Genomic DNA, 24,815 nt, shown 5'->3' with positions numbered 1-24,815 from the left:
GGCGGTGGGACGTTCCCGCGATTACCAACCGATCGGGCAGGCAGGGGTCGGCCGGAGGCGTGTCGACGGCGGCGGCGAGCGCCCTGGCTGCGGCGTGAGGAAAACGCTAGCCGACGGCGCCCGCCCCCGGTAGTCGGCCAGTTACCCGATGGGGTGCGGCGGAAAGGCGCAGAACTCGTTGCCCTCCGGGTCGGCAAGCACCCACCAGCGGGCCTGGGGGTGTGGCTCCCGCAACAGGGTCGCGCCCGCGTCGATGAGCGCGGTGGGCTCCGGGTCGACCAGGTCGACGTCCCAGTGCAGCCGGTTCTTGACCGTCTTGGGCTCGGGCACCCCGACGAAGACCCAGTAGTCCCAGGGGAAGCCGGCCGCGCCGCTGATCCCCGCGTGGCTTGACTCGTCCTCGACGGTGCCGCCGACCACGCCGGCCCACCAGGTCGCCTGCGCGAGCGGGTCGGCCGAGTCGACGACCAGCTCGAACGGGCCCGGCCGGGCGCCCTCGCGAGCCGGGAACGCGCAGAACTCGTTGCCCTCCGGGTCGACGAGCACCCACCAGGTCGCCGCGCCGGCCGGTTCGCGGACCAGCCGGGCGCCGGCTGCGAGCAGCGCCGCCGGGTCCGCGTCGGCCAACCGCAGATCCAGGTGTACGCGGGTCTTGCCGACCCGTGGCTCGGGCACCTTGTTCACCCAGATCGATTCGGCAGGTGAGCCTGCGGAGCGGGGGTCGACCCGGGTGTCGTCGTCGCCAGCGTCGGCCACGTCGGCGTCGAGCATCCGGGCCCAGAAACCGCCGAGGGCGAGTGGGTCGGCGGCGTCCAGACAGAGATCCTTGAAGCGCGCGATCATGTGTCGGCCGGGTCAGTGCTGCTTGGCCGAACCGACGAAAGCCTTCCAGGCCGCCGGATCGACACGCAGGGTGTCGCCGGACCGGGTCGACTTGCGCCACTGTGGGGTCAGCATGTCCATGACTTCGCCACTCCCTTGATCAGCTCGGTTGACTGCCGGCGGGGAACGCCGCGTTCCGCACGATCTCCCACGTCTTCGCCAGCTTAGCGACGTCGGTCGGTGCATCGCCCTGTCGTCCGGTGCAGCAGCGCCAGGTCCTTGCCGGTCGCCATGGTCAGCGCCTCGGTCGCTGCCACCACGCAGGTGACGCTCGTACCGTCAGGCGGGTTTGACTCTGGTGGTGTCCGGGTGCGAGGTGTCGGAGGCGGCCCGGCCCTCGCGCACTGACAGGTGACGTGCCAGTGCCGTGGCGCCCGCGAGTGCGGCCAGGACCAGGGCGATCTCCGTGACCACCACTGACGGGGCCAAGCTGTAGCCGGTGGCCCAGGCGAAACCGATGGTGATCGGCATGATGATGATGCAGGCCACCGGTACGAAGACGGTCATCATCCGAGCCGTCCGCCGAATCATGGGCAGGTCACGTAGTCGAGTCCGTACCGCGATGACCATTCCGGCGGCGACCACAACGGCCGGTACGCCGTAGTAGACGGCGACGGCGAGTTGGATCGGTACGTCGATCGAGCGGGGGATGTCGACCATGCGGACGAAGACCGGGTAGGCCGCCATCAGGAGGCCGTAGCCGAGCACGGCACCGAGCACCGCGCCGGTCAGTGCGGTGCCGAGAACGCGGCAGTAGTCGCCGCGCACCCGTCGGACGCCCGCCTCGTCGGCGAGCCGCCGTGCGAAGCCGGCCACGTCGCCGCCGATCAACTGGGCGGGATCGCCCCCGTCGGAGGCCGCGGCCCGCAGGTCGAGGCGCAGGTCCGCGGCGAGTGCCGCCCGGTCGGCCGCGCCGACCCCGTACCCACGCCACGCCTGGTCGGCTTCGCTCAGCAGGCAGTCGATGGTGTCCATGGGTCAGCTCCTCGTGGGGTTGTGGTCGAGCGGGCGGAGGGCGGCGTCGACGGTGTCGGTGAAGCGGTCCCACTGTTTCCGCCAGGCATCCAGGTGGAGCTGACCGGACCCGGTCAGCGCGTAGACCTTTCGGGGCGGGCCGGTCGGACTGGCCTGCTGTTTGTGAGCGACGAGGCCGAGTCGGCGCATCCGCGTCAGCAGGGGATAGATGGTGCCGTAGCTGATGGCGCCGAAGCCGGCCGTCTCCATCCGCCGCACCAACTCGTAGCCGTGCGCGGGCTCGCGCGCCAGCAGTGCCAGCAGACACATGTCCAGCGCGCCCCGCAGTAGTTGGGTCTGCCGGTCGTTGTCGTCGATCGGCTGGCTCTCCGCCCCTATCATGCGACACATACTACCTCGCTATTTGGCGTCGCGATATACCGGAACGGACTTCCGCTGTGACAGCAGGTTTCGCGACTTCGCGGGTGGGGCAGAGTAGCCGCACAGAGCTTCCGGGCCGGGGCGTTTTCGCAGCTCGTCGACTTGGACATGGCTCGCCGTGCACCGGGGCACGGACGCCCTCCCCGGTCTTTCGCCGAGGAGAGGGGGAGGGCGATGACGGACCCCGAAACGGCTCGACACCGACGCCGGCCGATTGTTCGGCTGGGCGCGGCGGCTGCCGCGTTGGCGCTGGCCGCACCGCTCGCCGCGTGCGGCGCGGGCGACGACGGCGGCCCACCGACGATCAACCTGTACTACCCGCCCGAGCAGAACCTGCAAAAGGTCGTCGACGACTGCAACGCGCAGGCCCAGGGGCGCTACGAGATCGCCTACCAGGTGCTGCCCCGCCAGGCCGACGACCAGCGGGTGCAGATGGTGCGCAGGCTCGCCGCCGAGGACAGCGGCATGGACCTGCTCGGGCTGGACGTGACCTGGACCCAGGAGTTCGCAAGCGCCGACTGGATCCGCGAGTGGACCGGCCAGGACAAGGCCGAGATCGAGCAGGGCACCCTCGCCGGGCCACTGTCGACCGCCCGCTACCAGGACAAACTGTACGCGGCACCGAAGAACACAAACGTCCAGCTGCTCTGGTACCGCAAGGACCTGGTGCCGCAACCGCCGACCACCTGGGACCAGATGATCAGCGCCGCCCAGCAGCTCAAGGACCAGGGCAAGCCGTACCAGGTGCTCACCATGGGGGCGCAGTACGAGGGCCTGGTCGTCCTCTACAACACCCTGGCCGAGAGCGCCGGAGGGAAGATCCTCAACGACGACGGTACGCAGGCCGTGATGGACGAGGGCACGGTCCGGGCGTTGGAGCAGCTCAAGAAGTTCGCCACGTCGGGCGTGACCTCGCCGTCGTTCAGCAACGCCACCGAGGACCCGGTCCGGTTGGAGTTCCAGTCCGGCTCGGGCGCGTTCCAGGTGAACTGGCCGTTCGTCTACCCGGCCCTGCAGGAGGCCAACCCGGACCTGGCCAAGCAGGTCGGCTGGGCGCGGATCCCCGGCGTCGACGAGGGCACCCCCAGCAAGGTCACCATCGGCGGAGTCAACCTGGCGGTCAGCTCGTACTCCAAGCACCCGGAGATGTCCTTCGAGGCGGCCCGGTGCATCCGTAGCGCCGAGCACCAGAAGTTCTCCGCGATCAAGGACGGCGTGCCGCCCACCATCGAGGCGGTCTTCGACGACCCGGAGATGACCGAGGCGTACCCGATGAAGGACACCATCCTGGAAGAGCTGAAGGAACCGGCGACCCGTCCGCTGACGCCGGCGTACCAGAGCATCTCCACAGTGATGTCGGCGATCCTGTCGCCGCCGTCGGGGATCCGGCCGCAGCAGACCGCCGACGAGCTACGCGACGCCATCGCCGACGCCCTCCAGTCGAAGGGGGTCCTGCCGTGAGCATCAACGCCACGCCTACCGGCGCGGACGTCGCCGCCCAGGAGACCCGTGCGCCCGCCGCCGTGCCCACCCAACGCGGCGGCCGCCGTAAGCCGCCGTTGAGCGAGAACAAGAAGGCCGAACGCCGGCTCGGCTGGTTGCTCTGCGCACCCGCCGCGCTGGTGATGGTCGCGGTGACCGCGTACCCGATCATCTACTCGGTCTGGCTGTCACTACAGCGCTTCGACCTGCGCTTCCCCGACGAACGTGAGTTCATCGGGCTGGAGAACTACGTAACGGTGCTCACCAACGAGTTCTGGTGGACCGCGTTCGGGGTGACCGCACTGATCACCGTGGTCACCGTGGTCGTCGAACTGGTGCTCGGCATGGGCCTGGCGATCATCATGCACCGCACCCTGGTCGGCCGCGGCCTGGTCCGCACCTCGGCGCTCATCCCGTACGGGATCGTCACTGTCGTCGCGGCGTTCTCCTGGCGGTACGCCTGGACGCCCGGCACCGGCTACCTGGCCGAGCTGTTCAGCGACGGTGCGCCGCTCACCGAGCGGGCCAGCGCGCTGGCGATCATCATGCTCGCGGAGATCTGGAAGACCACCCCGTTCATGGCGCTGCTGCTGATGGCCGGGCTGGCGCTGGTGCCGGAGGACCTGCTCAAGGCGGCCTCCACCGACGGCGCGACCGCCTGGCAGAAGTTCACGAAGGTGATGCTGCCGGTGATGAAGCCGGCGATCCTTGTCGCGCTGCTGTTCCGCACCCTGGACGCCTTCCGCGTCTTCGACAACATCTTCGTGTTGACCGCCGGGGGCAACGAAACCTCGTCGGTGTCGATGCTCGCCTACAACAACCTGATCCGGGGCCTGAACCTCGGCATCGGCTCGACCATGTCGGTGCTGATCTTCATCACCGTGGCGATCATCGCGTTCGTCTTCGTGAAGCTGTTCGGCACCGCTGCTCCCGGCAGCGACGACGGGGAGAGGCGCTGACATGGCTGTCGAAACCACCACCCGGGCGAAGTTGCGCTGGGGCCTGCTGGACGTCCTCGTGATCGTCTTCGCGCTCATCCCGGTGCTCTGGATCGCGTCGCTGTCGTTCAAGACGTCGGCCACCCTCACCGACGGGAACTTCATCCCGCGGGAGTGGACGCTCGACAACTACCGAACGATCTTCGACACCGACCAGTTCGTCCGAGCGCTCGTCAATTCCATCGGCATCGCCCTGATCGCCACGCTGATCGCTGTGGTGCTCGGTGCGATGGCCGCGTACGCGATCAGCCGGCTGGACTTCCCCGGCAAGAAGCTGTTGGTCGGGGTCTCCCTGCTGATCGCGATGTTCCCGCAGGTGTCGCTGGTGTCCCCGCTGTTCGAGATCGAGCGTCAGCTCAAGATCTTCGACACCTGGCCGGGGCTGATCCTGCCGTACATCACCTTCGCCCTGCCGCTGGCGATCTACACGCTGTCGGCGTTCTTCAAGCAGATCCCCTGGGACCTGGAGAAGGCGGCCAAGATGGACGGCGCCACGCAGGCCCAGGCGTTCCGTCGGGTGATCGCCCCGCTGGCCGCGCCCGGATTGTTCACCACGGCGATCCTGGTGTTCATCTTCTGCTGGAACGACTTCCTGTTCGCCATCTCGCTGACCTCCACCGAGCGGTCCCGCACGGTGCCGGCCGCGTTGTCGTTCTTCACCGGCGCGTCACAGTTCGAGGACCCCACCGGGGCGATCTGCGCCGCCGCCGTGGTGATCACCGTACCGATCATCCTGTTCGTCCTCTTCTTCCAGCGCCGCATCGTGTCCGGTCTGACCTCCGGCGCCGTCAAGGGATAGGTGAGTAGTCATGGCTGACATCGTGCTGGACAAGGTGAGCAAGAGCTTCCCGGACGGGACCGTCGCCGTGCAGGACGTCGACCTGGAGATCGCCGACGGCGAGTTCGTGATCCTGGTCGGCCCCTCGGGCTGCGGCAAGTCCACCACCCTCAACATGATCGCCGGGTTGGAGGACATCAGCTCCGGCGAGCTGCGCATCGCCGGCCAGCGGGTCAACGACAAGGCCCCCAAGGACCGGGACATCGCCATGGTGTTCCAGTCGTACGCCCTGTACCCGAACATGACGGTGCGGGAGAACATGGCGTTCCCGTTGCGGCTGGCGAAGCTGGACAAGGAGACCATCAACTCCAAGGTCGACGAGGCGGCCAAGGTGCTGGAGCTGACCCCGCTGCTGGACCGCAGGCCGGCCAACCTCTCCGGCGGGCAGCGCCAGCGGGTGGCGATGGGCCGGGCGATCGTCCGCCAGCCCAAGGCGTTCCTGATGGACGAGCCGCTGTCCAACCTCGACGCCAAGTTGCGGGTGCAGATGCGCACAGTGGTGTCCCGGCTGCAGAAGCGACTCGGCACGACCACCGTCTACGTCACCCACGACCAGACCGAGGCGATGACCCTCGGCGACCGGGTGGTGATCATGCGCGGTGGCGCGGTGCAGCAGGTCGGCGCACCGCAGGAGCTCTACGACCACCCGCGCAACCTCTTCGTGGCCGGCTTCATCGGCTCCCCGTCGATGAACTTCCTGCACGCAGCCGTCCAGGACGGCCGGCTGCACACCGCGCTCGGTGACGTGCCGCTCGGCGACCGGGTCCGCCGCGAGTTGGAGGCCGCCGACGCACCCCGGGAGCTGATCCTCGGCATCCGCCCCGAGCACTTCGAGGACGCCGAACTTGTCGACGACGACACCCGCCGCCGAGGCATGGAGTTCGAGGCGCCTGTCGACATCGTCGAGTCGATGGGCTCGGACAAGTACGTCTACTTCACCGTGGAGGGCGAGAAGGCCAGCGCCGCCGAGCTGGAGGAGTTGGCCGCCGACGCCGGCGCCGCCGACTTCGCCGGTGGCGGCGACAACCTGGTGACCCGGCTGTCCGCCGAGTCGCCGGTGGCCGAGGGAGAGTCGCGCCGGGTCTGGTTCAACCTGGAGAAGATCCACCTGTTCGACCCGGCCAGCGGCCGCAACCTGACCCTGCGCGAGGGGCGGGCGGCCGGCGCGCTCGCCGACTGACAGCGGATCCGGCACCCCGATCGCACTCGATCATCGTGCCGGTGTCGGGCCGTGCGGGATGCCCCCGCAACGGGGATCCTGACGAGGGGGTCGGCGGTGAACCCGCCGGCCCCCGATCGTGTCCTGCGCCGCGCCGCAGGTCGTGGCAAGGTGGTCGAAGGTCGCATCGTGAGGCGGGGGGCGGGATGGACCGACGACTGGCCGCGCTGGCCACGGCGCACGGCGTGTCCACGTGGTACGAGGACTGGCGGCACCGCCGCGTCGAGGTCGCACCGGAGACCGTCGTGGGCGTGCTCGGCCTGCTGGACGTGGACGCCACCAGCCCGGCGGCCATCGCCGAGGCGCTCGCCGCCGCCCGCGCGGTCGACCGGGACGCGCTGCCGGAGACGGTGGTGCTCACCCACGGCGCCACCCGGGCACTGCCCGGCTCCGCGGTGGTGACCCTCGAGGACGGTGGTCGGCGCACTGTCGACGGTCAGTTGCCGGCCGACCTCCCGCTGGGCTGGCACCGGCTGGCCTGCGCCGGCCGGGAGGTGACACTCGTGGTGGTGCCCCGCCGGCTGCCGGTGCCGCCGCGCACCTGGGGTTGGCTGCTCCAGCTCTACGCGCTCACCTCGGAACGCTCCTGGGGCATGGGTGACCTCGGCGACCTCGCCGACTTCACCACCTGGGCCGGTGACACCGGCGCCGGGCTGGTGCTGCTCAACCCGCTGCACGCGGTCGGGCCGGCGCACCCGGTCGCTGCCTCGCCCTACTCGCCGGCCAGCCGACGCTTCGTCAACCCGCTCTACCTGCGGGTCAGCGACACCGCCGCGTACCGGGCGGCGGACCCGGCGACCCGGGCGGTGGTCGACGCCCTGCGCCCCGACCGCGCTGCCCGGATCGACTACGACGAGGTGTGGACGGCCAAGCGACACGCCCTCGAGCTGCTGCACCCGCACGCCGAGCCGGTCGACCTCGCCGCGGACCCGGCGCTGGCGAGCTTCGCCACCTGGTGCGCGCTGGCCGAGCGGCACGGTAACGACTGGCGGGCCTGGCCGGCCGAACTGCACCACCCGGACGCCCCGGCCGTCGCCGAGCAGCGCCGCCAGCTCGCCGACCGGGTGGCCTTCCACGCCTGGCTGCAGCACCTCTGCGATGAGCAGCTCGACGCCGTCACGGCGGCGGCCCGCGCGGCCGGGATGCCGGTCGGCGTGGTGCACGACCTGGCGGTCGGCATCGATCCGGGCGGCGCGGACGGCTGGCAGCTCGCCGACGTGCTGGCCCAGGGTGTGCGGGTGGGGGCCCCACCCGACGACTTCAACCAACTCGGCCAGGACTGGGGCCTCGCCGCGTGGCGCCCGGACCGGCTCGCCGCGACCGGGTACGCCGCCTACCGGGACATGCTGCGCCGCACCCTGCGGCACGCGGGCGGCCTGCGGATCGACCACGTCGCCGGCCTGTGGCGGCTGTGGTGGGTGCCGCCGGGCGGCGGGGCCGCCGAGGGCACCTACGTCCGCTACGACGCCGCAGCGATGCTCGGCATCCTCGCGCTCGAGGCGCACCGGGCCGGCGCGGTGGTGGTCGGTGAGGATCTCGGCACGGTCCAGCCCGCGGTGACCCGAGGGCTGCGCGGCCGCAACATGCTCGGCTCGACGGTGCTGTGGCTCGCCCGCGACGACGAGGGTGACTTCGTCCCGCCGGCCCGCTGGCCGCGCAACGCGCTCGCCACCATCTCCACCCACGACCTGCCGACCGCACCGGGCTTCCTCACCGGCGAGCACGTGCGGGTGCGCGACGAGCTGAAACTGCTCGGCACGGACGTGGCGGTGGAGCGGGCCCGCGCCGCCGCCGACCGGGAGCGCCTGCTCGCGATGTTGCGGGCCGAGGGCCTGCTGCCCGACCCGGCGCTGCCCGACCCGGCGCTGCCCGACCCGACCGCGACCTCCGGCCCGGCGCTCGGCCAGCCGGCCGCGACCTCCGATTCGGCGTTGAGCCGGCCGGCGGCGACATCACCCGACGGCGAGGTGGTGGTGGCGATGCACGCCGCGCTCGTCGCGAGCCCGGCCCGGCTGCTCGGCGTCTCCCTCTACGACGTGCTGGGCGAGGTGCGCCAACCCAACATGCCCGGCACCGTGGACGAGTACCCGAACTGGCGACTGCCGCTGCCGGCGACCGTGGCGGAGATCCGCACGGACCCCCGGGTGGCGCGGATCGTCGACCTGCTCAGCACCGCCCGGCCCCGACGGGCCAACACCGCGCCGGCCGAGGACTGACGTCGGCCCGGTCACCCCAGCCAGGTGAATCGGGGCGGGAGCCCGAGGAAGTCCGCGTACCGTCCCAGCGCCTGCTCCACCCGGGCCCGGGCCACGGCGTCGAGTGGCGCGAGCGGTTGGATGGTCACGGTGACCGCGGCGCGGCCGACCTTGCGCTTCCACACTCCGACGACCCGACCGGCGCGAACCACCGTTGCCTGGAAGATGCCGTTGTTGCCCGGTACGACGGCCGGTTGGTGGCTGGGGTCGAGCATCAGCCGGCGATCCCGGTAGCCGAGCAGGTACTCGTCGAAGCCGGGCAGCACGAGCAGGTCGTCATCCGGAACACCAGGCATCTCGGCCAGCGCCGCGTCGACGTACATCGGCTCGCCGTCGACCCGGACGGTGCTGAGCGCGTTCTCGGCGGCGGCCAGACCGCGTCGCGCGTCGGTGAGCGTGAGGCCGCTCCAGCCGGCGAACTCACGGGCGGTGACCGGCCCGTGCCCACGGACGTAGCGGAGGGCGAGCAGCGCCAGGGCCTCGTCCCGGTCCAGCTGGCGTGACTCGGGCGCCCACTCGTCGAGCAACGCGAAGGTCTGTTCGGTCCCGACGTTCGGGGCCAGGCAGGTCACCCCGCGCACGCTCGCGGACCACAGCAGGTGGTACCCGCGTTGCCCGTCGGTGCCGATGCCGGCCGCACGCAGGGTGGCGAGGCACTGCGCGCGGGTGAGCCGGCCGCCGCCGGCCAGCGCCTCGCCGAGCACGTCTATCGCGCGGGCCTCGTCGGCCTCGCTGAGGCCGAGCTGTGCCCGCCGGGTCGCCGAGGCGGGAAGCGAGCGTACGCCGGTCAACGCCAGCATCCAACGGGCGTCGGCGGGCGGAACGAGATGCACGGTGCCCCGCATCGGCCAGGTGCGCAGTGCCTCGCGCCGCTCCAACGCCGCCTGCACCTGAACGACGGTCTGCCCGGGCAGCCGGGCGCCAAGCGACCACAGACCGCTCGCCAGGTCCTGCGCCTGCATCGCGCCGAACCACTGCACGACGTCGGCGACACTGCCGGGTTGGCCGCCCGGGTGCGGGCGCAGCAGCAGGCTCGCCATCCGCAGACCGAGCGCTTCGGACGCCGTGAGGTCCCTGCTCATCGAGCTCCTTTCCCGGGGTCGTCGCGCCAGGGTAGGGCAACCGGCCGACATCGACCCCGTGCCGGCGGTGCCGGCCCGCTGCCACCGGTGGTGTCGCCCCGACGGGTGGCATAACCGCCCACGCAGGGGGAAGGCGGTCGCCCGGAGGTGCGCGCGCCGCGCGCACGGAAGGGAGTCTCATGACTGCCGCAAGCGAGCCGGCCCGCGGGGCCGGCGTAACCGCCGGGTCCCGGGGCCACCGGGGGGACGCCCGTGCGAAGACCAGCGCGGCTGCCACCTTCGCCCTGGTGTTCGGGGTGGCCGGCTTCTTCAGCGTGCTGACGGCGATCCTCGCCTGGTTGGGGCTGGTGCTCGGCATCATCGGGATCATCCTCGGCATCGTCGGCCTCAAGATGGCGCGTCGACCCGGGGTCACCGGTCGTGGCGTGTCGATCGGCGGCCTGGTGCTGAGCATCCTGGCCGTGCTGATCGGCCTCGGACTGGCCGCCGGCATCACCACGTTCGTCAACAACGAGAACGCGGTGAACCGGCTCCAGACCCAGGTCGACAAGCTGCGCGACAAGCTCGACTGAGGGTGTGCGGGGGCCAGGGCATGCCGCTGGCCCCCGGCCCGGTCCGCGGCGACCACGCCGACCCCGGCCTCGGAGATCACAGTAGGGTGGGCCACGTGCTCCGCCAGGTAACCGCGATCCGCTACGTCACCCCGCTGCGCGAGGGTGGTTCGTTGCCGGGCGTCGTCGAGGCCGACGACCTGGGCACGTACGTGGCGAAGTTCCGGGGTGCCGGCCAGGGGCCCAAGGCGCTGATCGCCGAGGTGATCTGCGGCGAGCTGGCCCGCCGTCTGGAGCTGCGGGTGCCCGCACTGGTCGTGCTCGACATCGACCCGGTCATCGGGCGGGCCGAGCCGGACCAGGAGGTCCAGGAGTTGCTGCGCAACAGCGGCGGGGCCAACCTGGGGATGGACTTCCTGCCCGGGGCGCTGGGCTTCGACCCGCTGGCGCATTCCGTCGACCCGACGCTCGCCTCCCGGGTGCTCTGGTTCGACGCGTACGTGGAGAACGTCGACCGGAGTTGGCGCAACCCCAACCTGCTGGTCTGGCACCGGGAGTTGTGGCTGATCGACCACGGTGCCGCGCTCTACTTCCACCACAACTGGCCGCGCGCCGGGGCGGCAGTGCACCGCGCCTACCGAGCCGACGACCACGTGCTCGCACCGTACGCCTCCCGGCTGGCCGACGCCGACGCCGAGTTGGCTCCCCGGATCACCCCGGAGTTGCTCACCGAGGTGTTGGCGCTGGTGCCGGCGGAGTGGCTGACCGCCGCCGACTTCGCGACGGCCGACAGCGCCCGCGCCGCGTACCTGGAGCACCTGTCCCGCCGGGTCGCCCGCACCACCGACTGGCTGCCGCAGGGGAGCGCCGCATGAGGCACCCCTTCGAGTACGCGCTGATCCGGCTGGTGCCCCGCATCGAGCGCGGCGAGCAGATGAACGTCGGGGTGCTGCTCTACTGCCAGCAGCGTGACTTCCTGGCGGCGCGTACCCACCTGGACGCCGACCGGGTCCGCGCGCTGGCGCCCGACGTCGACCTGCCGGCGGTGGCCGCCGTGCTCTCGTCCTGGGACCGGACCTGCTCCGGCGACGGGCCGGCGACCCGGATGCGGTTGGGCGAGCGGTTCCACTGGCTGGCCGCGCCACGCAGCACGATGATCCAGACCGGGCCGGTGCACACCGGGCTCACCGCCGATCCGGCGGCCGAGTTGGAACGGCTGATGGCGGCCCTGGTCCGCTGAGCGGCGGCAGCCCGGGGTGGGTCCCCTGATCGCGCTACGCCAGCGTCGTTGCTGGCGGAGCGCGATCCCCCGTTCAGGTGCGCGGTGCGGGGCGGCGGTCGGTTCCCGCCGGCACCGGTGGCATCAGGATCGCCGTCCGTACGGGCCGGGGGACCGAAACAGTCGGGAAGTTGCGGAAAACTTGAGCCGGCGCACCGGAACAGGGGTCCGTCCGCCCCGCCGTTAGAGGTCGTGGCCACCGGGTAGTCGCGAGAGCTGACCCGAGACGAGAAGGGGACATCTGATGGCTGCCCAGACCAAGGTAGCGGTGATCTACTACAGCGCCACGAGCATCACGTACCAGATGGCGCAGGCCGTCTGTGAGGCCGCCGGAGAGGCCGGCGCCGACGTCCGCCTGCGTAAGGTCCGCGAGCTGGCGCCAGACGAGGCGATCCGCTCCAACTCCGGCTGGCAGGCGCACCATCTGGAGACCCAGGATGTGCCCGAGGCGATGGTCGACGACCTGGCCTGGGCCGACGTGGTGATCATGGGTGCCCCGACCCGGTACGGCATGGTGGCGGCCCAACTGAAGCAGTTCATCGACACCACCGGTCCGCTGTGGGCCCAGGGGGCGCTCGCCAACAAGGTGTACGCCGCCTTCACCTCGACGGCGACCTCGCACGGCGGCCAGGAGACCACGCTGACCTCGCTCTTCAACGTCTTCTACCACTGGGGCGGGGTGGTGGTCGCCCCCGGTTACACCGACACCAGCCAGTTCATCGCCGGCAACCCGTACGGCGCCTCGCACACAAGCAACAACGGGGAGATCGCCCCGGACGCTGTGGCACTCGGGGCCTGCGCGCTCACCGCCCGACGCGCGGTGTTGTTGGGAACCGCGTTGAAGGCGGGCCTGGCCGGCTGACGACCGGTGGCGTGGGCGGGGGCTCTCAGCCCGTCCACGCCACCGGTCGCCGCCAGCCCTACCCGGTGCGGGGGACGGCTAAGCCCGTCCACCAGTGGCGGACAGCTCGTCGGCACGCGGTGCCGGCAGCAGATCGGTCAGCAGTTCGGTGAGCACCGCCAGCCCGTCCGGGCTGAGCACCGACTCCGGGTGGAACTGCACCCCGGCGAAGCCGTGCCCCCGCAGGGCGTGCACGGCGCCGTCGCCCGCGTCCCGGGCCAGCTCCACCGACCCGTACGCGCTGGCCAGCCGGTCCGCCTCGGCCCGCGCGGTGAAGGTGGAGTAGAACCCGACCCGCCGGACCCGACCGAACAGCGACACCTCCCGCTGCATGCCCTGGTAGGGGGCCTCCCGGCGGTGCAGGGACAGCCCCAGCAGCCCGGCCAGCACCTGATGGCCGAGGCAGACCGCGAGGGTGGGTCGCCCGGTCGTCAGCAGCTCGGTCAGCAACTCCCGCAGCACCACCATCTTCGGCTCGGTCGAGCTGCCCGGGTCGCCCGGCCCGGGACCGACCACCACCAGGTCGTAGTCGTCGACCGGGCCACCCGCGTGCCACTGCCGAAGGCTCACCGTGAGGCCGAGCGCGCCCAGTTGGTGGGCCAGCATCGCGGTGAAGGTGTCCTCGGCGTCCACGATCAACACGTGGCGGCCGACCAGAGCGGGCAGCCGGGACGCGTCCGGCGCCCGCTGGTCCAACCAGAACCGGGCCAGCGGCGCATTGCGGGCGGCCAGCGCGTCGCGTACCGCCGGGTCGTCGGCAAGCCGCGCGACCGGGCCGGCGCTGGCGGACGCCGCCGGCCCGAGGCCGAGCGCGGCCAGCACCCCGGCGGCCTTGGCGTGCGTCTCGGCCACCTCGCCGGCCGCCGTCGAATGCCGGACCAGGGTGGCGCCCACCGGCACCCGCAGGTGGCCGGTGGGGGAGATCTCGGCGGTACGGATCAGGATCGGCGCGTCGAGCGTCTGCCGGCCGGCCTCGTCGTGGCCGAGCAGGGCCAGCACACCGGCGTAGTAACTCCGACCGCGACCCTCGTGTCGGGCGATCACCCGGCAGGCGTTCTCCATCGGGCTGCCGGTCACGGTCGGGGCGAACATCGTCTCGCGCAGCACCTCCCGAACGTCGCGGGTGCCCCGCCCGGCCAGCAGGTACTCGGTGTGCACCAGGTGCGACATCTCCTTCAGGTACGGCCCGATCACCTGGCCGCCGTCCTCGGCGACGGTGGCCATCATCTTCAGCTCCTCGTCGAGCACCATGTACAGCTCCTCGACCTCCTTCGGGTCGGCGAGAAAGCGCAGCAGTGCCTCCCGGTCCGCGGTGCCGCCGCCGGACCGGAAGGTGCCGCTGATCGGGTTCATCATGACGAGCCCGTCGTCGACGCTCACATGCCGCTCCGGGCTGGCACCGACGAGCGTCCTGGTGCCGGTGTGCACGACGAACGTCCAGTACGCGCCGCGTTCGGCGACCAGCAGCCGGCGGAGCGCGGCCAGCGCGGCGACGAGCGGTCGGCCCTGCACTGTGGCGTGCAGGGTGCGGTGGATGACGAAGTTCGCGCCCTCGCCGCGGCCGATCTCCTCGGCGAGGACCCGCTGCACGGTCCCGGCGTACTCCTCGTCGGTGACGTCGAAGGCGACGTCGGTGGTGCGGACCGGCTCGTCGGGCAGCGTGGCCAGGGCGTCGGCAAGCGCGATCCGCCGGTGCTCGCGGACCTGGAGGCACTCCAGCGCAGCGCCGTCGTCGACGCAGGCGAAGCCGCGTTCGGTGATCTGCCGGTACGGGACCAGGGCCAGCGTCCGGGCTCCGGGCGGGCCGGCCGGCAGTGGAATGTCGGCCAGGCGCTCGACGGTGTCGACCGGGCCGGTGAACAACTCCAACTCGTCCGCGCCGTCGCGGCGCAGCAACGCGAAGGGGCCCGGGTCGGCGCCACTGGTCACGGCGGCGAGCAGGTCGGTCAGGTGGGTCATCGATGTCTCCATGGGGCCGGGCGCCGCCGGTCGGGGCGGCCATCCGGGCCGGGAGAACCGGCGGCCGCCTCGATGGCGGCCGCGTGGATGAAGCTACGCGCGGAGGGTGGCCGCCGGGTTGGCGGGCCACCAGCAGGTCAGATGCGCGAGCATGTGATCCACCCTACGCGCCCGGCGCCCGCCTGGCACCGGGTAACTTGACCGGCGATGAACATTCTCGCGCTCGATCTGGGTACCTCCTCGGTACGCGGGCTCGTCCTGGACTCCGACAGCCGCCCGCTGCCCGACGCGCTGGCCCGTCGCAAGGTCGACCTCGCCATCGGCGACGACGGCACCGGCACGCTGTCCGGCCCCGGGTACCTCGCCTGCCTGATCGAGTGCCTCGACGAGTTGGCCGACGCGGGTCACCTGCACGACGTCGACCTGGTGGCGATCTCCGCCCAGTGGCACTCGGTGCTCCCACTCGACGACCACGGCACCCCGCTCGGCCCGGTGCTCACCTGGCTGGACACCCGGCCCGCCCCGGTCGGCGGTACGGCCGGACCGGGCGACCCGGACGGCTTCCACCAGCGCACCGGCTGCTGGTGGCACCGCTCGTACTGGTCGATGCGGGTGCCCTGGCTGCGTGCCCAGTCCGGCAGCTCGATCGCCCGGTTCGTCGGCCTGCCCGAGTACGTGCTCGGCGAACTGCTCGACGCTGCGCCCATGTCGGTGTCCCAGGCCTCCGGGACCGGTCTGCTGGACCTGCGCACCCTGCGTTGGGACGAGGAGGCGCTGACCCTGGCCGGGGCGCGGCCGGGGGACCTGCCGGAGCTCGGCGAGTTGGACTGGCACGGTCGGCTCCGGCCGGAGCTGGCCCGCCGGTGGCCGCAGCTGGCGCAGGCCCGGTGGTCACCACCGGTGGGCGACGGTGGGGCGTCGAACGTCGGCTCGGGTTGCGTCGATCCGAGCCGCGCCGCGGTCACCGTGGGCACCTCGGCGGCCGTGCGGTTGATGCAGCGGATCCCGGCCGGCGAACCGATGCCCCGGCTTCCCGAGCGACTCTGGCGCTACCGGGTCGACCACGACCACGTGGTCACCGGCGCGGCGTACGCCTGCGGCGGCAACCTGTTCGCCTGGGCGAACCGGGAGCTGCGGTTGCCCCAGGGGGCTGAGCTGGACGCGGCGTTGGCGCTGGTGCCGGTGGGCGGTGGGCGACCGGCCGACCCCCGCTTCGGTGGCGACCGGCCGCCCGGTCTGGCCCCGGCGGGCAGCGGGCAGCTGCGTAACCTCAGCTTCAGCACCACCGCCGTCGACATCCTGGCCGGGCTGATGCAGGGGCTGTGCGAGCTGGTCGCCGAGGACCTCACGGTGCTGGAGTCCACAATCGACAAACCTGTCGGTGTGGTGCTTGGCGGGGGTGCGGTGGCCGCCTCGGTGTGGTGGCGGCAGGCCTTCGCCGCCGCGCTGGCACCGCGACCGGTGTCGCACCAGCGCAACCCGGAGATCGGGGCCACCGGTGCGGCCCTCGTGGCGTTGGGTCGCTTCGGACACGCGATCGAGCTCGCCGACATCGGCCGGACGGATGAGCTGGTCATGCCGACCACGGCAGGACGTTCCCACCCGCAGTATCCTTCCTGAACCTTCGCGTCGCCCGGGCCGTTGACAGCGCTCCCGAGCCTGGTTGGATGGACCGCGCTCCCCGGGCCGCGGTGGACGCGGCACGACCGAGGAGGCAGGGTGGCGGTGGGTTCCGACCCGTCGAACGGCGCGGTGTCGAACCACCGCCGACGTCGCTTCGACGTCCGAGTTGTGCCGCATCGACGCCGGTCACCGTTGCGGATGCGGGACTGGCGGATCAACACCAAGCTCGCGACAGTGCTGATGGTGCCGTCGCTGGCGTTCCTGGTGCTCGCCGGCGTGCAGACCAGCGCTCTGGTGGGGCGGACGACAGCGTTGAACGACTTCTCCCGCCAGGTCGGCATCGGCCGGCAGATCACCACTGTGGTGCACCAGCTCCAGCAGGAGCGGGACCGCTCGGCGGGGGAGCTGGGTGAGCTGCGCAGGGGCGGCGACCGGGAGACCGCGGTGAACAACCTGCGGCCGTTGCAGGCGGCGACCGACCGGGCCGTCGAGGCTCTGCGTCGGGCCGCCGACCCGCTCGCGGACGCTGACGCGTCCTGGCGATTCGCCTACTCGGAGGCGTTGGAGGCGTACGACCAGGTCGTCGACATCCGGCCGGCGATCCCCCCGGCGGTGCTCAGCAGCGACACGATCCTGAGCAACTACTTCCGGGCGGTCGGCGCGATGCTCGACCTGCTCGCCGAGCCCACCCCTGGTCAGGGTCAGCCCGCGTTGAACGACGCGGTCCTGCGCTACGTGCAGTTGGCCCGGGTCAAGGAGCTGTCCTCCCGGATCCGGGCCCAGCTCTACGCCGCCGGCCGGGCCGGCGGATACGGCACCGAGGACCGGGTGCTCCTCGCGGATCTGCGTACCCAACAGCTGACCGCGCTCGGTGCGTTCCGGGTGGCCGCGACAAACGACCAGATCCGCCGCTACGACGAGACGACGGTGATCCCGGCGTTCCTGGTCGCCACGCGGCTTGAGGAACGCAGCCTGCCGAGTGGCGACGCGGCGCCGGAGGTGCTGCCGTCGGAGCAGTGGTGGGCGGCCAGCCAGCAGCGCCAGGACCTGCTGCGCCAGCTTGAGGCGGGGGTGCTTGACGACGCCGTGCGGCAGGCCGAAGACGCCAGCAACGGTCAGCTACGGACCACGCTGCTGGTCGTCGGCGGAGTCGTCGCGGTGCTGCTCGTCGCGCTGCTGATCTCGTTGCTCGTCGGGCGGTCGGTGGCCCGTTCGATGCGTTTGCTGCGTAGTCAGGCGCTGCGGATCGCGCAGGTCGAGCTGCCGGACGCACTGGACCGCCTGAAGTCCGTCACCGGTGGGGTGCCCAGCATCGACGTCCCCCCGGCGGTGGTCCGCTCGCTCGACGAGATCGGTGAGCTGGCCGAGGCGTTCGTGGCGGTGCACCGCAGCGCGGTCACCGTCGCCGTCGAGCAGGCGCTCATGCGGCGCAACGTCAACGCGATGTTCGTCAACCTGGCCCGGCGCAGCCAGGTGCTCGTGGAGCGCCAACTGGAGCTGCTTGACGACCTGGAGCGTGAGGAGAGCGACCCGGACCAGTTGGAGAACCTGTTCAAGCTGGATCACCTGGCCGCTCGCATGCGTCGTAACGACGAGAGTCTGCTGGTGCTCGCCGGCACCGATTCGACCCGGCGGTGGAACCGGCCGGTCGGCATCGGTTCGATGCTGCTCGCCGCCGCCGCGGAGATCGAGCAGTACCAGCGCATTCGCATCGAGTCGGTGGCCGACGTGTACGTGGTGGGCCACGCCGTCGGCGAACTGGTACACCTGTTGGCCGAGCTGCTGGAGAACGCCACTGCCTTCTCCCGCCCGGAGACAATGGTGGTGGTGACCGCCCGGGTCGACGCCGCGACCGCGCTCATCGAGATCGTCGACAGTGGTCTCGGCATGAGCCCGGCCGCGCTGGCCGAGGCGAACGCGGTGCTGGCCAGCCCCCCGGCCGCGGATGTCGCCGCGGTGGAACGGATGGGCCTGTTCGTGGTCAGCCACCTGGCCGCCCGGCTGGGCGTCGCCGTGCGCCTCGACGGCGGCCACGGCGGCCTGGTCGCCCGGCTCGCGTTGCCGGCGATGCTGCTGGCTCCGGCGGGCGCTGTGGAGCTGGACCCACCCGCGCCGGCCCGGATGCTGGCGACGAGCGCCGTGCGGGCAATGGCCGCACAACTCGGGGACGCCCGGGAGGCAGGTGCCCCGGGGCCGGGCTTCGGCGCCAGGGACCTGCCGGTGGCGGGCCGACGGCCGGAGGTGACGGTGCCGCGTCAGGGCCGGCCGACGCCGATGCGCGCCGAGGATGTGCTCACCCCGGCCGCCGCCCGCGGCAACGGTGGGGGCTGGTGGTCGCGTCAGGGTCCGTCCGGGCCGGCGGCGCCCGCACCGGCGATGCCCCCGACCGTGCCGGTGACCGGCGGCACGACCGAGCGGGGTCTGCCGGTGCGGGTGCCGATGGCGCAGTTGAGTGCGGTCACCCGCACGGCACAACCGACCTCACCGCCGAACCGCGTCGACCCGGACCCGGAAGCGGTCGGCGGCATGCTCACCCGGCTCTACAGCGGGGTGCGGCGGGCCGAGGCCGAGGACACCACCGAGATACCCGTGCCACCGTCCGGGGGGTACGACGAAAGGGGACGACGACAGTGACGACGTTGAGCCAGGAGGCGCGTGACCTGAGCTGGCTGGTGAGCGCGTTCGCGGACCGGGTGCCGGGCGTGGCACACGCGGTGGTGGTCTCCTCGGACGGGCTGCTGGTGGCGATCTCCGATCACCTGCCCCGTGACAACGCGGACAAGCTCGCGGCGGTGACCTCCGGGCTGATGAGCATCACGGCTGGCGCGGCGCAGATGTTCGACGGGGATGTCGTCAAGCAGACCGTTGTCGAGATGGGCCGCGGCTACTTCCTGGTGATGCAGATCCGCGACGGTTCGATCCTGGCCACGCTCGCCGCGGGGGACGCGGACATCGGCGTGGTCGGCTACGAGATGGCCCGGCTGGCCAAGCAGGCGGGGGAGATGCTCACCCCGGCGCTGCGCGCGGAGTTGCAGCAGGCGCTGCCCCGCTGACCCGCCTGACCGGGACCCGGACGGTCCGCAGCTCACCCGAGCCGAGCCGTCCGGGCCCGGCATTCCGGGTGGCGGCCCGTTCAGAAGCCGCCGTCGGTGATGACGGAGCGGTACCAGGTGGCGCTGCTCTTGAGCACCCGCCGCTGGGTCGGGTAGTCCACGTAGACGAGCCCCCAGCGCTGGTCGTATCCCGCGTCCCACTCGAAGTTGTCAAGCAGCGACCAGACGTGGAAGCTCTCCAGGGGCACCCCGGCGGCGATGGCCCGGTGCACGGCGGTGAGGTGGTCGCGCAGGAAGCTGATCCGGCCTGCGTCGTGGACTGTGTCGTCCGCCGCCAGCGTGTCCGGGGTGGGCAGGCCGTTCTCGGTGATGGTGAGCGGGATCGGGCCGTAGTCGCGGGTGACCCGGGTCAGCAGGTCGTACATCCCCTCGGGGTAGATCTGCTGCCACTCGGCCACCGAGGTCGACCAGCGGCGGACGGTGCCGCCGTCGCCGGTGACGTAGATCGGGGTGTAGTACTGCACGGCCAGCAGGTCGACCGGCGCTGAGATGATCTTCAGGTCGCCGTCGCGGATGCCCTGGACCATCCGGCTCTGCGGCCCCAGGTCGGCCAGCAGGTCCTCCGGGTAGCTGCCCCTGAGCAGGGAGTCGAGGTAGAGGCGGTTCTCGTAGCCGTCGTAGAGGTGGGCGGCGGCGGCGGCCTGCGCGGAGTCGTCGGCGGGGTAGCAGGGGTGCAGGTTGAGCGCGGGGCCGATCCGGCTGTCGCTGCCGCTGGCCCGCAGCGTCGCGACGGCGAGCCCGTGCGCGAGCTGCAGGTGGTGGGCGACCAGGTAGGCGGCGTCCGGGTCCTGCCGGCCCGGGGCGTGGTGGCCGGTGAGGTAGCCGTTCTGCACCACGGTCTTCGGCTCGTTGATGGTGAGCCACGCCGGCACCCGGTCGCCGAGGGCGCGGAAGACCACGTCGGCGTAGTCGGCGAAGCGGTGGGCGGTGTCGCGCGACTCCCAGCCGCCGTCGTCCTGCAGCGCCTGCGGGAGGTCCCAGTGGAACAGGGTGGCCATCGGGGCGATGCCGCGCTCGTGCAGGCCGTCGATGAGTCGGCGGTAGAAGTCGAGCCCGCGCTGGTTGGGCAGGCCGCTGCCGTCGGGCTGGATGCGTGGCCAGGAGATGGAGAAGCGGTAGCTGCGCAGCCCGAGGTCGCGCATGAGGTCGAGGTCCTCGGCGTAGCGGTGGTAGTGGTCGGCGGCCACGTCGCCGGTGTCGCCGTTGCGGGTGCTGCCCGGCACGCGGCTGAAGGTGTCCCAGACGGACTCACCGCGCCCGTCCTCCTTCGCGGCGCCCTCGATCTGGTAGGCCGAGGTGGCCGCGCCCCAACCGAAGTTGTCGGGGAAGCGCAGTGGGCCGGTAGGCCCGGTAGGTATCGACATGGATTCTCCTCATGGATACGGGGCCACCGCCGAGATTCGGGAGCGCTCCCAGAATAGGCCAGGGGCGGCCGACCCGGTCCTTCGACCGACACGGCGGCCGGCGATGGCGGGTCGAGGCGGGTGAGGGCCCCAGACAGCGAACGAGGCCGCCGGGCGGCGCGGTGCGCCTGTCCCGTCGGCCTCTTTTCCCATCGTGTACGGGGGTTTAGTGTGGGGACGGGGGAGGGCAACCCCCGTCCCCACCGTAACTGCACACACACGGGCGGAATTTGGGTCCTGCCGTGCGTGTCGCGCGGGAGCCGGGCCACGCGAGTGGCTCTGGTTCCACCTCCCTCCGTAAGGCGGGACGATGGCTGACGACGGCGTCCGGGCTGGCCCGTCGTCGGCCCTCGGGTTGGCTCGCCGGGCCCGTCAGGAACGACCCCAGCGATCTTCTTGTTGGAACCTTGTCGATGGAAGCGCTCCCATCGACCGATGTTGCGACTGTAACGCCCGTCACGGCTTTGTGAAAGACCCAAAACGAGATCGAAACAACGAGCTGAACGAGCGGCGTCTGCGCTTGTTGTGGGAGCGCTTCCATGGCAGACTGTCGATTCAACGCGACAGGAGCCACATCGCGTGAGCGCGGGTTCACCGAGGGCAGCCGGCAGCACGATTCCGGTCACGGTCACCCGAACGCAGCCGGCGGGACCCCCTCCCGTGCGGGCCGCACCGCCCTACCCCGGCCGGGCCCGGGGGAGACCACCTTCCCGGCGCCTCGAATCTCCCGCGGACCACCACCCTCGCGGGCAGGCGCCTTCGCCGGGGACCGTCCCGGCCTGGTCCGAGGAGACACCGCGCACATGAGACAACTGGCAAGACGCCGTCGAGTGGCGATCATCGCTGCCGCCGCGCTCGCCGCTGGCGGGGTGACCCTGCCCGCCGGCGCCGCACAGGCCGCGCCCGCCTGCGACGTGGTCTACGCGACCAACGACTGGAACACCGGCTTCACCGCCAACGTGACGATCAAGAACCTGGGCGACGCGGTGAGCAACTGGACACTCAAGTGGACCTTCCCGAACAGTGGCCAGCGGGTCACCCAGGGCTGGTCGGCCCGGTTCAGCCAGTCCGGCAGTGAGGTCACCGCGACAAACGAGTCGTACAACGGCAACCTCGGCACCGGCGCCTCCACCACCATCGGCTTCAACGGCTCCCACACGGGCAGCAACCCGAAGCCCACCTCGTTCACGCTCAACGGCACCCCCTGCAACGGCACCCCGGCCAACCAGCCGCCGACGGTCTCCCTCGACCTGCCGAGTGGGCCGTTCACCGCGCCGGCAGACGTACCGCTGACCGCCACCGCCAGTGACCCGGACGGGACGATCAGCAAGGTCGAGTTCTACCGCAACGGCCTGCTGATCAACACCGACACCTCCGCCCCGTACGCGTACACCCAGGAGGACCTGCCGGCCGGCAACTACACCGTCCAGGCCAAGGCGTACGACAACGCCAACGGCATCGGGGTCGCCGAGAAGGCGTTCACCGTCGGCGCCGCCAGCGGCCCGACACTTGTCGCCACGCCGTCCGCGGTGAGCGTCAGCGAGGGTGGCAGCTCCACGTTCAACCTCAAGCTCAGCGCCGCGCCGACGGCAAGCGTGCCGGTCACCCTCACCCCCAGCGGCGACCCGGACATCACGGTCTCGCCGACCAGCACCACGCTGACCCCGAGCAACTGGAGCACCGGGGTCACCGTCACTGTCGCCGCGGCTGAGGACACCGACACCGTCGGTGGCGCCGCCACCATCACCGCCGCCGCCACCGGCCTCGCCTCGCTGGCGGTCACCGCCACCGAGATCGACAACGACACCCCCGGCGGCGACAACACCTACATCGCGAAGTTCCTGGAGCAGTACGGCAAGATCAAGAACTCGGGCTACTTCAGCCCCGAGGGCGTGCCGTACCACTCGGTGGAGACGCTCATCGTCGAGGCGCCCGACCACGGGCACGAGACCACCTCGGAGGCGTTCAGCTTCTGGCTCTGGCTGGAGGCCAACTACGGGCGGGTCACCCAGAACTGGGCGCCGTTCAACAACGCCTGGACGGTGATGGAGAAGTACATCATCCCGTCGCACGCCGACCAGCCCACCGCGGCCTCCGCCGGCACCCCGCAGTACGCCGCGGAGTACAACCTGCCCAGCCAGTACCCCTCGGCGTTGAACCCGAACATCTCGGTCGGGCAGGACCCGCTCCGCTCGGAGCTGCAGTCCACCTACGGCACCGGCGACATCTACGGCATGCACTGGCTGATGGACGTCGACAACACCTACGGCTTCGGTCACTGCGGTGACGGCACCACCAAGCCGGCGTACATCAACACCTTCCAGCGGGGCACCCAGGAGTCGGTGTGGGAGACCATCCCGCAGCCCTCCTGCGACACCTTCAAGCACGGCGGTCAGTACGGCTACCTCGACCTGTTCGTCAAGGACACCGGCGCCCCCGCCAAGCAGTGGAAGTACACGAACGCCCCGGACGCCGACGCCCGCGCCGTGCAGGCCGCGTACTGGGCGCTGACCTGGGCCAAGGCGCAGAACAAGCAGGCCGACGTCGCGGCCACCATCACCAAGGCCGCCAAGATGGGCGACTACCTGCGGTACGCGATGTTCGACAAGTACTTCAAGAAGATCGGCAACTGCGTCGGGGCCAGCACCTGCCCCGCCGGCAGCGGCCGGGACTCCGCGCACTACCTGCTGTCCTGGTACTACGCCTGGGGTGGCGCGTACGACACCAGCCAGAACTGGTCCTGGCGGATCGGCTCCAGCCACAACCACTTCGGCTACCAGAACCCGTTCGCGGCCTGGGCGCTCACCAACACCCCGGAGCTCAAGCCGCAGTCGGCGACAGCGGTCTCCGACTGGACCAAGAGCTTCGAACGGCAGCTGGAGTTCTACACCTGGCTCCAGTCGTCCGAGGGTGGCATCGCCGGTGGCGCCACCAACAGCTGGGACGGCAGTTACGCCCAGCCGCCGTCGGGCACCAGCACCTTCTACGGCATGTTCTACGACGTCGACCCGGTCTACAACGACCCGCCGTCGAACCAGTGGTTCGGCATGCAGGCCTGGTCGATGCAGCGGATCGCCGAGCTGTACCTGCAGACCGGTAACGCGAAGGCCAAGGCGCTGCTGGACAAGTGGGTGCCGTGGGCCATCGCCAACACCACTGTCGGCACCAACTGGTCGATCCCGTCGGACATGGCGTGGACCGGTCAGCCGACCACCTGGAACCCGTCCAGCCCGCAACCCAACACCAACCTGCACGTCGAGGTGATCAGCAAGGGCCAGGACGTCGGCGTCGCCGCCGCCTACGCCCGGACCCTTATCGCCTACGCGGCCAAGTCGGGCAACGCGGCGGCCAAGACCACCGCCAAGGGTCTGCTCGACGCGCTGTCGGCCGCCAGCGACGCCAAGGGTGTCTCCACCACCGAGAAGCGTGGCGACTACCGGCGCTTCGACGACGTCTACAACGCGTCCACCGGCCAGGGCCTCTACGTGCCGTCGGGCTGGACCGGGAAGATGCCGAACGGCGACGCCATCGCCGCCGGCAAGAGCTTCCTCGACATCCGTTCCTTCTACAAGAACGACCCGGACTGGCCCAAGGTCCAGGCGTACCTCAACGGTGGTGCGGAGCCCGAGTTCAACTACCACCGGTTCTGGGCACAGGCGGACGTCGCGATGGCGTACGCCGACTACGGCAGCCTGTTCCCGAACGGCTGACGACGACCCGGGGTGGGTGGCGTGGACCGCCCACCCCGGGATCCGGCCCAGGGTCCGCGGAACGTCGGACCCTGGCCGGCGGACGGCCTGACACCCACGGTCAGGCCGGGGTGGGCTGGCCATCT

The 24,815-nt window shown here is 71.4% G+C and carries 20 protein-coding genes; 13 read left to right on the top strand and 7 right to left on the bottom strand.

Going from position 1 to position 24,815, the window contains the following annotated elements; all coding sequences use genetic code 11:
- Positions 1–141: 141 nt before the first annotated feature.
- The 4 genes from AB0B85_RS14580 to AB0B85_RS14565 all read right to left on the bottom strand — a co-directional run bounded on the left by AB0B85_RS14580 (position 142) and on the right by AB0B85_RS14565 (position 2,238).
- Positions 142–843, bottom strand: a complete 702-nt coding sequence (locus tag AB0B85_RS14580; protein ID WP_357407263.1) for a VOC family protein — start codon at positions 841–843, stop codon at positions 142–144.
- 12 nt (positions 844–855) lie between these two features.
- The gene (locus tag AB0B85_RS14575; RefSeq protein WP_357407261.1) at positions 856–963 is read right to left on the bottom strand and encodes a DUF397 domain-containing protein; all 108 of its coding nucleotides are present in this window, start codon (positions 961–963) and stop codon (positions 856–858) included.
- A 198-nt stretch (positions 964–1,161) separates the two neighbouring features.
- Positions 1,162–1,857 (bottom strand): hypothetical protein, encoded by a 696-nt coding sequence (locus AB0B85_RS14570; RefSeq protein WP_357407259.1) that lies wholly within the window; start codon positions 1,855–1,857, stop codon positions 1,162–1,164.
- Between the two features lie 3 nt (positions 1,858–1,860).
- The gene (locus AB0B85_RS14565; protein WP_357407257.1) at positions 1,861–2,238 is read right to left on the bottom strand and encodes a PadR family transcriptional regulator; all 378 of its coding nucleotides are present in this window, start codon (positions 2,236–2,238) and stop codon (positions 1,861–1,863) included.
- A gap of 213 nt (positions 2,239–2,451) precedes the next feature.
- On the opposite strand from AB0B85_RS14565, the gene AB0B85_RS14560 reads away from it, so the two are divergent.
- The 5 genes from AB0B85_RS14560 (at position 2,452) to malQ (ending at position 9,030) form a co-directional block, all read left to right on the top strand.
- Positions 2,452–3,738, top strand: coding sequence for an ABC transporter substrate-binding protein (locus AB0B85_RS14560; RefSeq protein WP_357407255.1), 1,287 nt, complete (start codon positions 2,452–2,454; stop codon positions 3,736–3,738).
- Positions 3,735–4,718: a sugar ABC transporter permease gene (locus AB0B85_RS14555; protein ID WP_357407253.1), complete on the top strand. Its 984-nt coding sequence runs from the start codon at positions 3,735–3,737 to the stop codon at positions 4,716–4,718. Before AB0B85_RS14560 ends, AB0B85_RS14555 begins: the two co-directional genes overlap by 4 nt.
- Before the next feature lies 1 nt (position 4,719).
- Positions 4,720–5,556 carry a carbohydrate ABC transporter permease gene (locus AB0B85_RS14550; RefSeq protein ID WP_357407251.1) on the top strand — a complete coding sequence of 279 codons (837 nt, stop codon included), beginning with the start codon at positions 4,720–4,722 and terminating at the stop codon, positions 5,554–5,556.
- 10 nt (positions 5,557–5,566) lie between these two features.
- Positions 5,567–6,775 carry a sn-glycerol-3-phosphate ABC transporter ATP-binding protein UgpC gene (gene ugpC / locus AB0B85_RS14545; protein ID WP_357407249.1) on the top strand — a complete coding sequence of 403 codons (1,209 nt, stop codon included), beginning with the start codon at positions 5,567–5,569 and terminating at the stop codon, positions 6,773–6,775.
- A gap of 185 nt (positions 6,776–6,960) precedes the next feature.
- Positions 6,961–9,030, top strand: coding sequence for a 4-alpha-glucanotransferase (gene malQ / locus AB0B85_RS14540; RefSeq protein ID WP_357407247.1), 2,070 nt, complete (start codon positions 6,961–6,963; stop codon positions 9,028–9,030).
- 11 nt (positions 9,031–9,041) lie between these two features.
- Here malQ and AB0B85_RS14535 read toward each other — a convergent pair whose 3' ends face one another.
- Entirely contained in the window at positions 9,042–10,151 is a 1,110-nt protein-coding gene (locus AB0B85_RS14535) for a winged helix DNA-binding domain-containing protein (protein WP_357407245.1), read from the bottom strand.
- A gap of 179 nt (positions 10,152–10,330) precedes the next feature.
- Between AB0B85_RS14535 and AB0B85_RS14530 the strand changes: the two genes are divergently transcribed.
- From AB0B85_RS14530 to wrbA, 4 genes are all read left to right on the top strand, one after another.
- Positions 10,331–10,723, top strand: a complete 393-nt coding sequence (locus tag AB0B85_RS14530) for a hypothetical protein (RefSeq protein ID WP_357407243.1) — start codon at positions 10,331–10,333, stop codon at positions 10,721–10,723.
- Positions 10,724–10,818: 95 nt separating this feature from the next.
- Positions 10,819–11,577: a HipA family kinase gene (locus AB0B85_RS14525; protein ID WP_357407241.1), complete on the top strand. Its 759-nt coding sequence runs from the start codon at positions 10,819–10,821 to the stop codon at positions 11,575–11,577.
- Positions 11,574–11,942 (top strand): DUF3037 domain-containing protein, encoded by a 369-nt coding sequence (locus tag AB0B85_RS14520; protein ID WP_357407239.1) that lies wholly within the window; start codon positions 11,574–11,576, stop codon positions 11,940–11,942. Before AB0B85_RS14525 ends, AB0B85_RS14520 begins: the two co-directional genes overlap by 4 nt.
- Positions 11,943–12,225: 283 nt before the next feature.
- On the top strand, positions 12,226–12,843 hold the full coding sequence (wrbA, locus tag AB0B85_RS14515) for an NAD(P)H:quinone oxidoreductase (RefSeq protein ID WP_357407237.1): 618 nt from the start codon (positions 12,226–12,228) through the stop codon (positions 12,841–12,843).
- Between the two features lie 78 nt (positions 12,844–12,921).
- Here wrbA and AB0B85_RS14510 read toward each other — a convergent pair whose 3' ends face one another.
- Complete coding sequence (locus tag AB0B85_RS14510) at positions 12,922–14,841, bottom strand: anthranilate synthase family protein (RefSeq protein ID WP_357407235.1); 1,920 nt, start codon at positions 14,839–14,841, stop codon at positions 12,922–12,924.
- Positions 14,842–15,048: 207 nt separating this feature from the next.
- On the opposite strand from AB0B85_RS14510, the gene AB0B85_RS14505 reads away from it, so the two are divergent.
- The 3 genes from AB0B85_RS14505 to AB0B85_RS14495 all read left to right on the top strand — a co-directional run bounded on the left by AB0B85_RS14505 (position 15,049) and on the right by AB0B85_RS14495 (position 19,517).
- On the top strand, positions 15,049–16,461 hold the full coding sequence (locus AB0B85_RS14505) for an FGGY family carbohydrate kinase (protein ID WP_357407233.1): 1,413 nt from the start codon (positions 15,049–15,051) through the stop codon (positions 16,459–16,461).
- Positions 16,462–16,560: 99 nt separating this feature from the next.
- Positions 16,561–19,098: a nitrate- and nitrite sensing domain-containing protein gene (locus AB0B85_RS14500; protein WP_357407231.1), complete on the top strand. Its 2,538-nt coding sequence runs from the start codon at positions 16,561–16,563 to the stop codon at positions 19,096–19,098.
- 5 nt (positions 19,099–19,103) lie between these two features.
- Entirely contained in the window at positions 19,104–19,517 is a 414-nt protein-coding gene (locus tag AB0B85_RS14495; RefSeq protein WP_357407359.1) for a roadblock/LC7 domain-containing protein, read from the top strand.
- Between the two features lie 80 nt (positions 19,518–19,597).
- On the opposite strand, the gene AB0B85_RS14490 is transcribed toward AB0B85_RS14495, so the two are convergent.
- The gene (locus tag AB0B85_RS14490) at positions 19,598–20,941 is read right to left on the bottom strand and encodes a GH1 family beta-glucosidase (protein WP_357407229.1); all 1,344 of its coding nucleotides are present in this window, start codon (positions 20,939–20,941) and stop codon (positions 19,598–19,600) included.
- 842 nt (positions 20,942–21,783) lie between these two features.
- Between AB0B85_RS14490 and AB0B85_RS14485 the strand changes: the two genes are divergently transcribed.
- Entirely contained in the window at positions 21,784–24,690 is a 2,907-nt protein-coding gene (locus tag AB0B85_RS14485; protein ID WP_357407227.1) for a glycoside hydrolase family 48 protein, read from the top strand.
- Positions 24,691–24,815: the final 125 nt, after the last annotated feature.

This window comes from Micromonospora sp. NPDC049044, from assembly GCF_040649215.1.
Classification (GTDB): domain Bacteria; phylum Actinomycetota; class Actinomycetes; order Mycobacteriales; family Micromonosporaceae; genus Micromonospora.
The sequence above is the reverse complement of the archived record's forward strand: the minus strand, read 5'-3'. Positions and strand labels throughout refer to the sequence as shown.

What these genes read in the sequence shown, in the direction of transcription:
- AB0B85_RS14580 (WP_357407263.1), bottom strand. Translation starts at nt 843, where the DNA reads ATGATCGCGCGCTTCAAGGATCTCTGTCTGGACGCCGCCGACCCACTC.
- AB0B85_RS14575 (WP_357407261.1), bottom strand. Translation starts at nt 963, where the DNA reads ATGGACATGCTGACCCCACAGTGGCGCAAGTCGACCCGGTCCGGCGAC.
- AB0B85_RS14570 (WP_357407259.1), bottom strand. Translation starts at nt 1,857, where the DNA reads ATGGACACCATCGACTGCCTGCTGAGCGAAGCCGACCAGGCGTGGCGT.
- AB0B85_RS14565 (WP_357407257.1), bottom strand. Translation starts at nt 2,238, where the DNA reads ATGATAGGGGCGGAGAGCCAGCCGATCGACGACAACGACCGGCAGACC.
- AB0B85_RS14560 (WP_357407255.1), top strand. Translation starts at nt 2,452, where the DNA reads ATGACGGACCCCGAAACGGCTCGACACCGACGCCGGCCGATTGTTCGG.
- AB0B85_RS14550 (WP_357407251.1), top strand. Translation starts at nt 4,720, where the DNA reads ATGGCTGTCGAAACCACCACCCGGGCGAAGTTGCGCTGGGGCCTGCTG.
- ugpC (WP_357407249.1), top strand. Translation starts at nt 5,567, where the DNA reads ATGGCTGACATCGTGCTGGACAAGGTGAGCAAGAGCTTCCCGGACGGG.
- malQ (WP_357407247.1), top strand. Translation starts at nt 6,961, where the DNA reads ATGGACCGACGACTGGCCGCGCTGGCCACGGCGCACGGCGTGTCCACG.
- AB0B85_RS14535 (WP_357407245.1), bottom strand. Translation starts at nt 10,151, where the DNA reads ATGAGCAGGGACCTCACGGCGTCCGAAGCGCTCGGTCTGCGGATGGCG.
- AB0B85_RS14530 (WP_357407243.1), top strand. Translation starts at nt 10,331, where the DNA reads ATGACTGCCGCAAGCGAGCCGGCCCGCGGGGCCGGCGTAACCGCCGGG.
- AB0B85_RS14520 (WP_357407239.1), top strand. Translation starts at nt 11,574, where the DNA reads ATGAGGCACCCCTTCGAGTACGCGCTGATCCGGCTGGTGCCCCGCATC.
- wrbA (WP_357407237.1), top strand. Translation starts at nt 12,226, where the DNA reads ATGGCTGCCCAGACCAAGGTAGCGGTGATCTACTACAGCGCCACGAGC.
- AB0B85_RS14510 (WP_357407235.1), bottom strand. Translation starts at nt 14,841, where the DNA reads ATGACCCACCTGACCGACCTGCTCGCCGCCGTGACCAGTGGCGCCGAC.
- AB0B85_RS14505 (WP_357407233.1), top strand. Translation starts at nt 15,049, where the DNA reads ATGAACATTCTCGCGCTCGATCTGGGTACCTCCTCGGTACGCGGGCTC.
- AB0B85_RS14490 (WP_357407229.1), bottom strand. Translation starts at nt 20,941, where the DNA reads ATGTCGATACCTACCGGGCCTACCGGCCCACTGCGCTTCCCCGACAAC.
- AB0B85_RS14485 (WP_357407227.1), top strand. Translation starts at nt 21,784, where the DNA reads ATGAGACAACTGGCAAGACGCCGTCGAGTGGCGATCATCGCTGCCGCC.